This window comes from Nonomuraea sp. NPDC049695 (assembly GCF_040674955.1).
Classification (GTDB): Bacteria; Actinomycetota; Actinomycetes; order Streptosporangiales; family Streptosporangiaceae; genus Nonomuraea; species Nonomuraea helvata.
On sequence record NZ_JBFANV010000019.1, the window covers coordinates 130,085 to 143,103 of the forward strand.

Annotated in this window: 14 protein-coding genes and 1 pseudogene; 11 read left to right on the forward strand and 4 right to left on the reverse strand. The window is 72.2% G+C overall.

What is annotated here, in order from left to right:
* Positions 1 to 4: 4 nt before the first annotated feature.
* The 5 genes from AB0J64_RS19215 to AB0J64_RS19235 all read left to right on the forward strand — a co-directional run bounded on the left by AB0J64_RS19215 (position 5) and on the right by AB0J64_RS19235 (position 5,002).
* Positions 5 to 2,068 (forward strand): alpha-galactosidase, encoded by a 2,064-nt coding sequence (locus AB0J64_RS19215; RefSeq protein WP_364028406.1) that lies wholly within the window; start codon positions 5 to 7, stop codon positions 2,066 to 2,068.
* 39 nt (positions 2,069 to 2,107) lie between these two features.
* Positions 2,108 to 2,638: a hypothetical protein gene (locus tag AB0J64_RS19220; protein ID WP_364028408.1), complete on the forward strand. Its 531-nt coding sequence runs from the start codon at positions 2,108 to 2,110 to the stop codon at positions 2,636 to 2,638.
* A gap of 107 nt (positions 2,639 to 2,745) precedes the next feature.
* The gene (locus AB0J64_RS19225; protein WP_364028410.1) at positions 2,746 to 3,129 is read left to right on the forward strand and encodes a hypothetical protein; all 384 of its coding nucleotides are present in this window, start codon (positions 2,746 to 2,748) and stop codon (positions 3,127 to 3,129) included.
* 41 nt (positions 3,130 to 3,170) lie between these two features.
* Positions 3,171 to 3,749, forward strand: coding sequence for a TetR/AcrR family transcriptional regulator (locus tag AB0J64_RS19230; RefSeq protein WP_364028412.1), 579 nt, complete (start codon positions 3,171 to 3,173; stop codon positions 3,747 to 3,749).
* A gap of 89 nt (positions 3,750 to 3,838) precedes the next feature.
* Positions 3,839 to 5,002, forward strand: a complete 1,164-nt coding sequence (locus AB0J64_RS19235) for an MFS transporter (protein ID WP_364028414.1) — start codon at positions 3,839 to 3,841, stop codon at positions 5,000 to 5,002.
* Positions 5,003 to 5,138: 136 nt separating this feature from the next.
* Here AB0J64_RS19235 and AB0J64_RS19240 read toward each other — a convergent pair whose 3' ends face one another.
* A complete protein-coding gene (locus AB0J64_RS19240) occupies positions 5,139 to 7,412 on the reverse strand; it encodes a hypothetical protein (RefSeq protein ID WP_364028416.1) in 2,274 nt (757 codons plus the stop codon).
* A 101-nt stretch (positions 7,413 to 7,513) separates the two neighbouring features.
* On the opposite strand from AB0J64_RS19240, the gene AB0J64_RS19245 reads away from it, so the two are divergent.
* From AB0J64_RS19245 to AB0J64_RS19265, 5 genes and pseudogenes are all read left to right on the forward strand, one after another.
* Entirely contained in the window at positions 7,514 to 7,678 is a 165-nt protein-coding gene (locus AB0J64_RS19245) for a hypothetical protein (protein ID WP_364028418.1), read from the forward strand.
* Between the two features lie 51 nt (positions 7,679 to 7,729).
* Entirely contained in the window at positions 7,730 to 9,043 is a 1,314-nt protein-coding gene (locus AB0J64_RS19250) for an adenylate/guanylate cyclase domain-containing protein (protein WP_364028420.1), read from the forward strand.
* A gap of 18 nt (positions 9,044 to 9,061) precedes the next feature.
* Positions 9,062 to 9,190 carry a hypothetical protein gene (locus AB0J64_RS19255; RefSeq protein WP_364028422.1) on the forward strand — a complete coding sequence of 43 codons (129 nt, stop codon included), beginning with the start codon at positions 9,062 to 9,064 and terminating at the stop codon, positions 9,188 to 9,190.
* A gap of 37 nt (positions 9,191 to 9,227) precedes the next feature.
* A pseudogene (gene tnpA, locus AB0J64_RS19260) lies at positions 9,228 to 9,518 on the forward strand (IS200/IS605 family transposase); the annotation flags it as partial.
* Complete coding sequence (locus AB0J64_RS19265) at positions 9,515 to 10,255, forward strand: phytanoyl-CoA dioxygenase family protein (RefSeq protein WP_364028424.1); 741 nt, start codon at positions 9,515 to 9,517, stop codon at positions 10,253 to 10,255. The pseudogene tnpA and the gene AB0J64_RS19265, both read left to right, overlap by 4 nt.
* On the opposite strand, the gene AB0J64_RS19270 is transcribed toward AB0J64_RS19265, so the two are convergent.
* From AB0J64_RS19270 to AB0J64_RS19280, 3 genes are all read right to left on the reverse strand, one after another.
* Positions 10,246 to 10,794 carry a hypothetical protein gene (locus AB0J64_RS19270; protein ID WP_364028426.1) on the reverse strand — a complete coding sequence of 183 codons (549 nt, stop codon included), beginning with the start codon at positions 10,792 to 10,794 and terminating at the stop codon, positions 10,246 to 10,248. The two genes, AB0J64_RS19265 and AB0J64_RS19270, sit on opposite strands and share 10 nt — an antisense overlap.
* Positions 10,795 to 10,898: 104 nt before the next feature.
* The gene (locus tag AB0J64_RS19275) at positions 10,899 to 11,342 is read right to left on the reverse strand and encodes a CBS domain-containing protein (RefSeq protein ID WP_364028428.1); all 444 of its coding nucleotides are present in this window, start codon (positions 11,340 to 11,342) and stop codon (positions 10,899 to 10,901) included.
* Between the two features lie 48 nt (positions 11,343 to 11,390).
* On the reverse strand, positions 11,391 to 12,539 hold the full coding sequence (locus AB0J64_RS19280) for an epoxide hydrolase family protein (protein ID WP_364028430.1): 1,149 nt from the start codon (positions 12,537 to 12,539) through the stop codon (positions 11,391 to 11,393).
* Between the two features lie 63 nt (positions 12,540 to 12,602).
* On the opposite strand from AB0J64_RS19280, the gene AB0J64_RS19285 reads away from it, so the two are divergent.
* On the forward strand, positions 12,603 to 13,019 hold a 417-nt coding region (locus AB0J64_RS19285; RefSeq protein ID WP_364028432.1), incomplete at its 3' end, for an HTH domain-containing protein.

Genomic DNA, 13,019 nt, shown 5'->3' on the forward strand with positions numbered 1-13,019 from the left:
CGGCATGCGATCAGTGACCTTCGATGCCTCCAGCCGCAGGTGGTTGCTGCGTACCCCGGCCACGGGCTACGTCGTCGCCCTGGCGGACGACGACGCCCCGCGGTGCCTGCACTGGGGGCCGGTGCTGACCGCCGAGCAGGCCGCCGGTCTGCCCGCGCCCGCCGCGTTCGGGGCCAGCAGCTTCGACAGCACGGCGGGGGAGGAGGAGCTGGTCACCGAGGCCGGCGCGCGGTTCGAGACGCCGTCGCTGCAGGTCGTCTTCCCCGGCGGTGACCGCGGGATCGAGTGGCGCCACGAGGGTCACGACATCGACGGCGGCCACCTCACGCTGCGCTTCTCCGACCGCCGCCACCCGTTCCTGGTCGAGCTGCACTACCGGGTGTACGAGGACAGCGACGTGATCGAGCGCTGGACGGTGCTGCGCTCGCAGGTGCCGGTGACCGTGCTGCGGTGCGACTCGGCGGCCTGGAGCGTTCCGATGCTGGACGGCTACCGGCTCAGCCACGTCACGGGCGGCTGGAGCTCGGAGCACGCGTTGAGCCGTACCGAACTGGTGGTAGGGGAGACGACGCTCACCAGCAGGCGCGGGGTGACCAGCCACCACGCGAACCCCTGGCTCATGATCGACGGCGGTGACGCGGGCGAGGGGCACGGCGAGGTGTGGAGCTGCGCCCTGGCCTGGAGCGGGAGCTGGCGCGTCACGCTCACCCGCACGCCGTCCGGTCGGCTGAGCTGGACCGGCGGGTTCGGCCACGAGGGCCTCACCTGGCGGCCGGCGCCGGGCGAGGAGTGGGTGACGCCGGTGTCCGCAGGCGTGTACGCGCCCGACGGGTACGGCGAGGCCAGCCGCCGCTGGCACGACCACGTCGCCAGGCACGTGCTGCCTCGGCCGGAGGAGCTCCGTCCGGTCGTCTACAACGCGTGGGAGGCCGTCGGGTTCGACGTGAACGAGGCCAACCAGCGCGACCTCGCGCGGCTGGCGGCGGGGGCGGGCGTGGAGCTGTTCGTGATGGACGACGCCTGGTTCGGCGGGCGTACCAGCGACGGCGCGGGGCTCGGCGACTGGTGGGTCAACGAGGAGCGCTTCCCTGACGGGCTGAGCCCGCTCATCGACGAGGTGCACCGGCTCGGCATGCGCTTCGGCCTGTGGGTCGAGCCCGAGATGGTCAACCCTGACAGCGACCTCTACCGCGCCCACCCCGACTGGGTCCTGCACATGCCGGGCCGCTCGCGCACGCTGCTGCGCAACCAGCTCGTGCTGAACTTCGCCCGGCCCGACGTCGCCGACTGGGCGCACAAGTGGCTGCACAAGCTGGTCTCCGAGCACGCCGTCGACTTCCTGAAGTGGGACTTCAACCGCGCCTTCACCGAGGCGGGCCTGCCCGGCGACCCCGACCAGGACCGGCTCTGGATCGACCACGTCAGAGCCGTCTACTCGATCATGGACCGGCTCCGCGCCGACCACCCACACCTGCGCATCGAGGCGTGCGCGGGCGGCGGCGGCCGTACCGACCTGGGTATCCTGGCCCGCACCGACCAGGTGTGGACCTCCGACAACACCGACGCCCACGACCGCATCGCGATCCAGCGCGGATTCAGCCAGGTCTACCCGGCCCGCGTCATGGCCGCCTGGGTGACCGACAGCCCGAACCCGCTCACGGGCCGGGCCGTGCCGCTGCGCTTCCGCTTCCACGTGGCCATGGCCGGGGCGCTCGGGCTCGGCGGCGATCTCGCCCGCTGGAGCGAGGCCGAGCTGTCCGAGGCCGCCGAGCTGGTGGCCGTCTACAAGGACATCCGGCCGGTCGTGCAGTTCGGGCGGCTGTGGCGGCTCCCGTACGGGGTGCAGTACGTCCACGGCGACCGGATCGCCGTGCTCGCCTGGCGCGGCCCCGCCGCCTTCGGCGCGCCCCTTCCTCCGCTCCGCCTGGCCGGGCTCGACCCGCTGGCCCGCTACCGCGACGAGGACACGGGCGCGGTGCACCACGGCGCGGTGCTCATGTCGCGCGGCCTGCCGCTCGACCTGCGCGGCGACTACGCCAGCGCCCTGGTCCGCCTGCGCGCCTGCTGACCTCCCCCGCCCGCTCCGGGGACCAGGTAGAACAGGTGGGTGGGATTCGGCGTGCGGGAGTTCGAGCTGTCCTTGATGCACCGGATGCGCGACCTCAACCCCGAGAGGGTGGAGGAGGCGCTGGACGACATGGGCGCGTCCAGGGCCGAGCTGCGTGCGGCCCACGCCCATTGGACGAGGATGCTCCATTCGCCGCGGCCTCCGAAAGGGCCGCGCAGGCTGCTCGGCCCTCCCTCGTACGCCGGCACGACCTCCGTGGGGAGCCTGACCTGCGACGTGGCCCGCTGGGCCCTGCCCTCATGGCCGGGGCTGGAGTTCGAGGTCCTGACCGGCCCCGGCGGCGAGGTGTGGAACCAGTGGTTCGTCCGCCCCGCGGGCCCGAGGACGTTCTCCTTCGACGAGCTGGTCCCCTGGGGATGCGTCGTCGGCGACGTCGGCGCGAGCTTCCCCGGCGCCGTCCACCTCGAGGGCCAGGCCCCGCACCACTGGGCGGTCGATCTCACCCACGAGGGCGCGACCTACCGCGCCCGCTTCGTCTACGGGCTCTGTCAGCGCATCGACGGCCTATAGGCGCCGCCGGCGGCTGGCGGAGCCGGAAGATCGATCGCATGATGATGGTGTCGTCCCGGCCCGCGGGTGCGGGACGCTTCATGCTCCGGTCAGGAAAGGTGACATGCATGCCCCCGAACCCAGAGTCCCGTCTTCCGCGCCGCCTCGCCGTCGTGGCGGCCATGATCTCGGGAGTCCTCGCGTTCGGGGGATCGACCCCGGCCGCCTTCGCGCAGGCCGACGGCTTCTGCGCGCCCGAGACGGCGCTCTGCCAGGAGATCCGCGGAGTGCCCGGCGACTACCGCTACTGGTTCGTGATCCGGCCCGCGCCGACGACGGCCGTCTTCTCGTTCACCGTCAACGGCGTCCCCACCCCCGGCTCCCTGGACACGAGCGTCACCGGCACGGCGCTCGAAGGGGACTTCTACCCGGCTGTGGTGCTGGTCAGCGGGGACAAGGTATGCATGCACCACACCGCCGCCACCGGAGAGTACTGCGCCACCACTCCCTAGGGTTCTTTACTGTCCTGTACAAAATCCGCTAGCCTCCTCTCATGGGCAGGCCGCGTGAGTTCAGCGATGAGGCAGTCGTCGACGCCGCGATGGAGGTGTTCTGGGAGAAAGGGTACGAAGCGACCAGCACCCAGGACCTGTGCGCCCGCACCGGCCTCGGTCGCGGCAGCCTCTACAACGCCTTCGGCAGCAAGCACCGCCTGTACGAGGAGGCGATCCGCCGCTACGCCGAGACCAGGGCCGAGGCGCAGCTGGCGATGCTGGCCGAGGCGGGGTCGGTGCGCGAGCGGCTCAGGGACCTCATGCTCGGCGTGATCGACGCCGACATGGCCGACCCCGGCCGGCGCGGCTGCCTGGCGCTCAACGCCGCCACCGAGGCCGGCGGGCGCACCCAGGCCGTCGCGGGGCTGGTGCGGCGCCAGTTCACCGACCTGGAGCAGGCGCTGTGCCGGCTGGTGGAGATCGGCCAGAGCACGGGCGAGCTGTCGCGGGAGCGGCCGCCGCGTCAGGTGGCGCGCGCGTTCCAGAGCGCGTACTACGGCCTGCGCGTGCTCGCCAAGGTCACCGACGACAGGAACGCGCTCCTTGATGTCGTCGAGGGGGCCGTCGCCGCCCTGTAGAGATCCCGGCCGCGGTCCGTCGAGCCGCGGCCCTTTTTACGCCCTCATTTTGTACTGATCTGTAAAGAAAGAGAGAGAGTGAAAGCCTGATGAGGCTCACTGTGCCGTCACTGATGCTGTGCGTCTTCGGGATCACGACCGGCGAGTTCGTCATCGCCGGGATCCTCCCGGACATCGCCACCGACCTGGCCGTCTCGATCCCGGCCGCCGGGCTGCTGGTGACGGCGTACGCCATCGGGATGATCGTCGGCGGCCCCGTGCTGACGGCGCTCACCGCCCGTTTTCCGCGCAAACCGCTCATCCTGGTCCTGCTCGTGATCACCGTCGCCGGCAACCTCGCCTCCGCGCTCGCGCCCGCGTACGGCGTGCTCTTCGCGGCCAGGATCGTCACGGCGCTGGTGACGTCCACGTTCTTCGCGAACGCGATCGTCATCGCCGTCTCCACCGCCGCGCCGGGCAAGCAGGCGTCCACCGTCTCCAAGCTCGTCTTCGGGATGAACCTGTCGATGATCCTGGGCGCGCCCATCGGCACGTTCATCGGCGAGGACCACGGCTGGCGGTCCACGTTCGTGGCCGTCGCGGCGTGCTGCGCGGCCGGGCTCCTGCTGGTGTGGCGGCTGGTGCCGGACGTGCGCGACACGGTGGGCGGCACAGGGGGCGGCACGTCGGCCGTGGCCGAGCTGCGCGTGTTCCGCGCCCGCGACGTGCAGCTCGCGATCGCCGTCACGGCCGTGGGCAACGCGGGGCTGCTCATGGTGTTCACCTTCTTCGCGCCCCTGGTCACGAACGTCACCGGCTTCCCCGGCGCGGCGGTGGCCGTCCTCCTGCTGGTGTACGGGGTCGGCGCGGCCGTCGGCAACTTCGCCGGCGGCCGGCTGTCGGACCGGGCGCCGATGCGGTCGCAGCTCGGGCTGCTGAGCGTGCTCGCGGCGGCGCTCGTGCTCATGTGGGCGGTCAGCGGCAGCCTGGTGCTCACGGCGGTGATGGTGTTCGTGCTCGGCGCCGTGGGCTTCTCGGTCATCCCCGGCATGCAGGCGCGCGTCCTGTCCACCGCCTCGGCGGCGCCGACCCTGGCCATGGCCGTGAACGCGTCCGCGTACCAGCTCGCCGCGGCCTTCGCCGCCTGGCTCGGCGGGCGTGTCATCGACGGCGGGTTCGGGCTGCGCTCCCTCTACGTCGTGGCGGCCGCCGTCACGCTCGCGGGCATCGCGGTGAGCTCGTACGCCTGGCGCCGCGCCCGCGTCCCGGCCTGACGGCGCCCAGGCGTCAGGTCTGGTCGCGCGGCCAGGTGAGCTGCGGGCGGGCGGGCCTGCCGGAGGTGGCGGCCCTTCCGCAGCCCGCTGACCGTGCAGGCTGACGGGGGCCGGCTGACGGCGCGGATCGAGCGGCTCACTGCGCTTGTGTCCGGGATGAGCCCGGTTGCTCGACCGCGGGTTCGAGCAGGTCGCGGACTCGCTCGACGTCCCACGGGGCGTCCTCCGCGGGCCAGTTCGCGCTCAGCCTTTCGAGCAGGCCGCGATGCTCGTCGAATATCTCTTCGTAACGTAGCCCCCAGGCGGCCGCCGCCTGGATCTCCATCTCGGGACATCCCGTCACACGCACCAGCTCGGGGACCGCGTTGAAGCCAGGGGACGCGTCCAGCGCTCTGATGGCGTCGAGGCGGTCGTCGAGCCGCACGTCGGGGTCGCAGGCGATGTTCCCCAGCGCCTCCACGAGCCGTGGGTCGGCCTCCTCCATGTTCTCGAACAACGACGACACCGTCTCCAGAGCGCACCAGCGGATCCCGTCGCTCGCGGCCCTCTCCAGGACGTCCGCGAGCAGGGCGGCCTCGTCCGCCCCGGTGGCGCGCAGGGCGCCCAACTCGCGCAACGCCGTCAACGCGCTCAGACGGTTGGCTCCGACACCGGTCTCGGGGGTGAGCTCGGCCGGTGACGGCGGCTGTCGCAGCGCCTCCCTGACGCGGTCGAGGACGAGCGGCGTCTCGGCCTTCCTGGCTTCCTCGCCGAAGTGGTTCTCGATGCCGTTCGGGTGCCACCAGTGGTCCAGCCCGATTCCCACGGCCACCTGGTCGCCGCTGTCGAGCAGAGTGCGCAGGGCGCGGTGGTAGGCCTCCTCTGAGGTGGGGACCCGCAGCTCCCGGTGGGCGCGGTGCAGGTCGGGGTCCGCGAGCCGGAGCGGTTCCCAATAGGCGCTGTGCAGCGAGCCGAGCACCAGCTTGACGACGTCGCTGCCCCAAGGACGCGCGGGTGAGCGCTCTCTCCAGCTCTCGGCCACCTCCACGAGCAGGTCGCGGTGCCTGTCGAGGCCGCCCGTCCCGACCAGGTAGTAGGCCGCGTGGGCCTGGGCTCTCGCGTCGTCGCCGCGTACCAGCCGCAGCAGCACGTCATCGGCCTGAGGCCCGAGACTGTCGGCCAGGACGCGGATCGCCTGCTCCTTCACCGACGAGAAGCGGGGCCAGGGACCGGACAGCAGGTCGCTCAGGGCGTCGACGACCCGCTGGTCCTTCGCCTCCGCCTTGTCGAGCACGCCGTACGCCATCCAGATGGTCTTGTCGAGCACCCGATCCGTGGCCGCCCGCGTGAGGAGGTCCACCACCAGGTCCGCGTCCGACGGTGTGGCGTGGCGTGCGCCGATCAGGTTCAGGGCGCTCACGTGGTTGGCGCCCGCCCCGCACTCCGGGGACAGCTCGGCGGGGGAAGGCGGCTGCCGCAGCACCTCGCGGGCGCGGGCGAGCACCTCGGGCAGGTGGCGTTCGGCGGACGTCTCGTCGGCGAGGACCGCGCACAGTCCCTTCCAGTGCTCGTAATGGTCGAGCGCGATCCCCACGGCGACCGTGTCGTCGCTGCGGAGCAAGGTGAGGAACGCCTGGAGGCACGCCTCGTCGCCGGCCGGGAACATCAGCTCCCGGTGCGCGGCCCGCAGCTCCGGGTCAGCCGGTTCGGCGTCGGTCCAGTGGAGGCTGTGGAAGCCCGTGAGTTGTTCGCGCACGACGCTCGTGTCGCGTCCCGCGTCCTCCGGCCAGGACGCCACGAGCCGCTCGACCCGTTCGCGGTGGGTCCGGACCCGGCCCGGCATGGAGAGCCGGAGCGCGGCGCTGATCTGCAGATCCAGCTCGGCCGACTCGCTCGCGCGGACGAGCACGTCATCGACGTCAGGGGTGTAGACGTCGTCCAGGGCCGAGAGGGCGTGGCACCGCTCGTCCACGTCGCGGGTCTCGTCGAGGACGAAGTCCATGAGCATGGCCAGCAGCCGCCGGTTCGGCTCGGGCTCGCCCATCAGGGCGGCCGAGGCCGCGGACAGGCCCGTTTCCAGCACGTCCGGGTCTGTGGCACCGTCGAGGGCGTCGGCGATCAGGTCCGCGTCCTCGTGTTCGGCGAGGTTCCGCATCACGTTCAGGGCGCTCGCGTGGGTGCGCGGCTCCGCGGGGCGACTGAGCAGATCGCGCGCGACGAAGAGCACCTCGTCGGCGAACGGTTCGAGCGGGTTGCCGCCGCCGAAGCGCGTGAGCGCCTCCTGGTGCTGGTAGTCGTCCAGGGCCGCGCACACGGCGGCGGGGTTCTCGCTGTGCAGCAGGACGCCGAACGCGCGGTGGTACGCCTCGGGCCCGCTGGGTGTCGTCAGCTCGGCGAGCGCGTCATCGAGCTCATCGTCATTCAAGGTCATTTGCCCCCAGGTTTCCAGAACGGGACGGTCCGCGCCTCCCTTTTGCGGGAGGCCGCCGGCTGCCTCCGGTGAGGGCGGCGTACTCGCGGGAGACCGGGGGAGTGACCACCTGGAGCGCCCGTCCGAATCCGTCGGCGACCAGTCCCTCCATCGTGCTGCTCACGCTGGCGTACCGCGTCGAGTCCGAGCAGGACCGGTGCGCGCGGTCCGGCGGACCCGTCGTCCTCGTGGACGCGACGCGCCGGTCCGGCCGGCGGTCGTCGTAGTCATTACCAAACGCATTCAAGTGATCACTTTAAGTGAGGTAAAGTGGTGGGGTGGCTTACGAACCCCCCGCCGGCCCGCTCACCCCGGGAAGCTTCGACACCCAGCGCGACGTCGCCGCCGGCCTGCCGCTGTTTCTCGTCGAGCAGTGGCGCGCCTCCGACCGCACCGACGGTGAGGCGCGCCGCCTGCTGAGCCGCCACGAGACGCGCGGATACTCCGTGGTGTCCGACTCGGCGGGGCTCACCCGGCTCAGCCAGCGGCTCGGGCTGCTGGAGGTGCTGGCGCTCATCGACCGGCCCAAGCGGATCCTGCACGCGTGCGCCAGGGCCGCCGGCGGGCGCGCGGTGGGGGTGTGGGCGGCCGACAACGCGCAACTGTTCCATCCGGAGACGGTGGAGGCGTCCACGCTGCTGTCCGCCCTGCTGACGGCGCAGGACGAGATCCGGAGCCACTGCGAGGTCCGCATCGGGATCGGCGCGCATCTCGGCTCCTACTATGAGCTGTCGGGCGGGCTGTACGGGGCGGAGGCCGACGCGGTCGAGGAGTTCGCCGAGAACGACACCGAGGGTGGGGATATCGTGGTGACGCAGGCCGTGGTGGACCGGCTGCCGCACGGGCATCCCTTCGCGCTGCGGCCCAAGGACGGCGTCGGCGGCCTGGTCGGGCCCGCCCACCAGGTGCTCGACGGTCCCCGCCTCGACATTCCCGGGCTGGGCGAGGCGTGGGCGGCCGAGGGATGGCCGGGCGAGTCGGGGGTCACCGGCCAGGAGCATTACCCCATCCCCTACTCCGGAGCCTTCTACGCCGACCTGCTGCTGCTCGACGCCCGCCCCGGCGACGCCGAGCTGGCCGGGCGGCTCGCCGCCGAGCACCTGCGCGAGCGCACCGTCGTCCTGGTCGAGCGGAGCGCCGCCCCGACCGCCGACACACCGGAGGTGGAGCTGCTGAGAGGGCTGTCGCTGTCGGCGGCGATGCGCGACGTGGGCCTGAGCCTCCTGCCGCCCGAGGGAGCCGTCGAGATCAAGGTCGCCGGGCCGCTGGGCATCTACCTGTTCGATGAGCCCGCCCCGGCCGTGCACTTCGCGCTGGGGATGCGCACGGGGCTCGCCGAGCGGGAGATCGTGGGCCGGCTCGGGGTGGCTGCCGGGCCGGTGCTCGCCGGCCGCACCCCCGGCGGCGGCTGGGACGTCGCCGGGGCCCCGGTCAACCTCGCCTCCAAGATGGCCCAGGACCTCGGCACGCCCGGCCGCGTCCACCTGAGCGAGGCCGTGCGCGATGCCTTGGGCGACCACGTCGACCTGACGGGCTTCGAGGCGGTGCGGCGCACGGTTTCGGGGGTGGAGATGACGTACTACGTGGGTTGAGGTCTCCCTGGTCCAGGTGTGCTCTTCGCGGCCAGGACCGTCACGGCGGTGGTGACGCCCACGTTCTTCGCGAACCCGATCGTCATCGCGGTGTCCACCGCCGCGCTCGTGCAAGCGGGTGTCATGGCTGGTCGCGCGGCCAGGTGAGCTTCGGGCGGCCGGGCTTGCCCGAGGCTCTCATCGCGAGTTCAACGGCGAGCATGACCACGTCCACCTGCTGGTCCACTACCCGCCCAAGGTCGCCCTGTCCAAACTCGTCAACTCACTGAAGGGAGTCTCGGCCCGGGTGCTGCGCAAGGAATACAGCGCACACGTCCGCACATACCTGTGGGACGGACATTTCTGGTCGGGTTCCTACTTCGCCGGGTCAGTCGGCGGGGCCGCAACACCGGCAAACGCATCGAAAATGGTTCAAGCGTCGCGCGGCGGTGGGCATCACAGAGATGGAGTACGTTCGCGGGGAGAGTGCGCATGACCGAGTCAGCGATGGTGCGGTTCTACCGGGACAACGGTTACCTGCTGGTCAAAGGGCTGCTCAGCAGGGGGGAGGCGGGGGCGTACCGGGAGGAGTGCCACGGGGTGCTCGCGCGGTTGCGGCCGACGGACCCGACCTGGGGGAGCGCGCGGCAGCTCGGCGGGGGCGCGACCGAGCTGCGGCACTGCCACGACGCGCAGTTCTACTCGGCGGCGTTCGCCCGGCTCATGGTGGATCCGCGCTTCACCGACGTGGCGGCGGCCCTCATGGGCTCGGAGAACGTCCAGCTCCACCACACCAAGATCTTCGTGAAGCCCGCCGAGAAGGGCTCGCCGTTCCCCATGCACCAGGACGTCGCTCACTTCCCGCACACCCGCCACACCATGGGCGCGGCCATCTTCCACTTCGACGACGCGCCCGAGGAGAAGGGGTGTGTACGGGTGGTGCCGGGCAGCCACAGGAACGGGCCGCTGGCGCACATCGAGGAGGGCGGGTGGCACCTGCCGCTGTCGCAGTGGCCGCTGGAGTCGGCCGTCCCGGTCGAGGCGGAAGCAGGGGACGTGCTGTTCCTCAGCTATCTCACCGTGCACGGGTCGGGCGTCAACCGGGCGGAGGAGGCCCGTACGACCCTGCTCATCCAGTACCGCGACCCCGAGGACCTGCCCGCCGACGACGTGCACCGCTCCCGGGGGCAGGGCATGATGCTGCGCGGGGTCGATCCGGCCCGCTACGCCTGAGCTGAAGGCTCCTCCCAGAGGATCGAATGCCGGGTGATGCGCCACGTGCCGCCGGCGGCCGTGGCGCCGCGCAGTCCGTCCAGGGTGCCCGGAGCGGCCAGGGTCACCGTCTCGGGCGTGCCGACGGAGGCGAAGGCGAAGGTCCGCGCCGGGTCCCAGTCGGTGCTCCGGCGCAGCCGGCGGGCCATCTGCGCCCACCCCAGGGGCGCACCCGCCACCACCCACGCGTCGGGCTCGCCCGCCGCGAACCGCCGCGCGTGCCGGAGCCAGGACGCCGCATTCTCCGGCCAATGAACGACGGTCAGCACGTGCCCGCCCCGGGCCTGCCACGTGCGCGTGAGGTCCTCGGCGGCGGCGACCGAGGCGGCGTCGCGGGCGTGGCCGATGGTGATCGTCTCGACGCGGGGCCGTCGCGTGGTCAGCATGGCCACCAGCGCGTCCCGCTCGGCGGGGGTGTGGGCGGCGGGCGGGTACGGGGTGGGCGCCGGCGCGTGGACCAGCGGTGAGCGGGAGCTGTTGATCGCCCTTGGCAGACCCATGTCGTCGGTCCTTTCGCTTGTGTCGCTGGATACAACACCGCGACGGCCGCCGACATCAGCTGTATTCGGACATCACAGTCCGGCAGACCACGGGAGCTGGGTTGTCAGAGCTCCAGCACGTGGTCCAGCAGCGACTGCAACGTGACCGCCCCGACCAGCCGCCCGCCGTCCACCACGGCCACCAGCGGGCTCCGCGTACGCGCCATCAACGCGGCCAGCTCCAGCACGGTGGCCTTCATGTCGGCCACCGGCAGCTCCCGAGGCTGCTCGGGCAGGCACTCCCGCACCGTCCTGCCGCCCAGCCGCCGCAGGAACAGGTCGGCGTGGGCCTCGTCCACCACCCGGGCCAGCGCGGGGTCGTCCTGGCAGTACGCCGGCACCGCCAGCCGCAGCACCTGGGTGCCGGGCAGGATGCTGCAGGGGCAGCCGTTCTGGTCGACCAGGATGAGGCCCGGCAGGTCCTGCTCGGCCAGCAGCTTGGCCGCCTCCAGCGCCGGGGTGTCCAGGGTGACCGTCGGGAACTCGACGGCGAGATCGCGTGCGCGCATCAGTGGCCTCCGTGATCCAGCCTACTTCGCCGCCCTCCCGCCCTGGCCTCAGGCGAGGGACCAGAAGAACTCGCGCAGGTCGGCCACCAGCACCTCCGGCGTCTCCAGCGCCGCGAAGTGCCCGCCGTGGTCGAACTCCGACCAGCGCACCACGTTGTGCGCCCGCTCGGCCAGCGGCCGCACCGAGAAGTCCGTGGGGAAGACGGCCACCGCGGTGGGCACCGTGCCCCGCTCCCGCGGCCCCCACATGCTGAAGTCGTTGAACCGCTCGAAGTACGTGTGCGCCGTCGAGCCCGCCGTCTCCGTGAACCAGTAGATGCTGACGTCGGTGAGGATCCGGTCCCGGTCCACGGCGTCCTCGGGCAGCTTCGCCGCCGGATCCGTCCAGTCCTTGAACTTCTCCACGATCCAGGCGAGCTGCCCGGCCGGCGAGTCGTGCAGCGCGGCGGCGACGGTCTGCGGCCGGGTCCCGTGGACCTGCATGTACGCCCCGAGCTTGTCCTGCCACTCCTTCATCCCGGCCAGCCGCGCCTGCTCGGCCTCCGTCAGCGACCCCATCACGGCGGGGTCCGGGAAGGTGAGCAGCGCGTTGACGTGCACGCCGATGACGTGGTCCGGCGCGGCCCGCCCCATGAGGGGCGCGATGAAGGCCGAGACGTCCCCGCCCTGGACGCCGTACCGGTCGTACCCGAGCCTGGACATCAGCTCGACGAGCGCGGCGGCCGTGCGGCCGTCCGTCCAGCCGGTGCCGGGCAGCGGACCGGAGAAGCCGTAGCCGGGCAGCGACGGGATCACCAGGTGGAAGGCGTCGGAGAAGGAGCCGCCGTGCGCCGCCGGGTCGGTGAGCGGGCCGATCAGGTCGAGGAACTCGACGACCGAGCCGGGCCAGCCGTGCAGGAGCAGCAGCGGGGTGGCGTCCGGCTCGGCCGAGCGAACGTGCAGGAAGTGCACGTCCGCGCCGTCGATCGCGGTGGTGAACTGCGGGTACGCGTTCAGCGCCGCCTCCTGGGCGCGCCAGTCGAAGCCGTCGGCCCAGTACTCGGCGAGGGCGCGCAGGTAGCCGGTGGGCACGCCGCGCTCCCAGCCGGTGCCGGGCAGCTCGGGGGCCCAGCGCGTACGCCGGAGCCGGTCGCGCAGGTCGTCGAGGTCGGCCTGCGGGATGTCGATGCGGTAAGGCGTGATGGCGGAGTTCGTCATGTCCACGACGGTAGAGAGAATTGGTGACAGGTACTGGCACCGATGGCGAGCAGAATGGCCTCCATGTTGGAGACCTCGGCGCGGCTGCTGCGCCTGCTGTCCCTGCTCCAGTCGCGCATGGACTGGACCGGCGCCGAGCTGGCCGAACGGCTCGAGGTCGGCCTGCGTACCGTGCGGCGTGACATCGACCGGCTGCGCGTGCTCGGCTATCCCGTCGACGCGACGCCCGGCGTGGCCGGCGGCTACCGGCTCGGCGTGGGCGCCGCGCTGCCGCCGCTGCTGCTCGACGACGAGGAGGCGGTGGCCGTGGCGATCAGCCTGCGGACGGCCGCGACCGGCAGCGTGGCCGGGCTGGAGGAGGGGGCGGTGCGGGCGCTGGCCAAGCTGCAGCAGGTGCTGCCTGGCCAAGCTCCAAGAGATGGGAGAGTTCGTCCGCTCGGCGTCCTCGACCATCGAGGCGCCGGTGGTCCGCAGGCTCAC

Coding starts and splice junctions, on each gene's coding strand:
- AB0J64_RS19215 (WP_364028406.1), top strand. CDS start 5: ATGCGATCAGTGACCTTCGATGCCTCCAGCCGCAGGTGGTTGCTGCGT.
- AB0J64_RS19225 (WP_364028410.1), top strand. CDS start 2,746: ATGCCCCCGAACCCAGAGTCCCGTCTTCCGCGCCGCCTCGCCGTCGTG.
- AB0J64_RS19230 (WP_364028412.1), top strand. CDS start 3,171: ATGGGCAGGCCGCGTGAGTTCAGCGATGAGGCAGTCGTCGACGCCGCG.
- AB0J64_RS19235 (WP_364028414.1), top strand. CDS start 3,839: ATGAGGCTCACTGTGCCGTCACTGATGCTGTGCGTCTTCGGGATCACG.
- AB0J64_RS19240 (WP_364028416.1), bottom strand. CDS start 7,412: ATGACCTTGAATGACGATGAGCTCGATGACGCGCTCGCCGAGCTGACG.
- AB0J64_RS19265 (WP_364028424.1), top strand. CDS start 9,515: ATGACCGAGTCAGCGATGGTGCGGTTCTACCGGGACAACGGTTACCTG.
- AB0J64_RS19270 (WP_364028426.1), bottom strand. CDS start 10,794: ATGGGTCTGCCAAGGGCGATCAACAGCTCCCGCTCACCGCTGGTCCAC.
- AB0J64_RS19275 (WP_364028428.1), bottom strand. CDS start 11,342: ATGCGCGCACGCGATCTCGCCGTCGAGTTCCCGACGGTCACCCTGGAC.
- AB0J64_RS19280 (WP_364028430.1), bottom strand. CDS start 12,539: ATGACGAACTCCGCCATCACGCCTTACCGCATCGACATCCCGCAGGCC.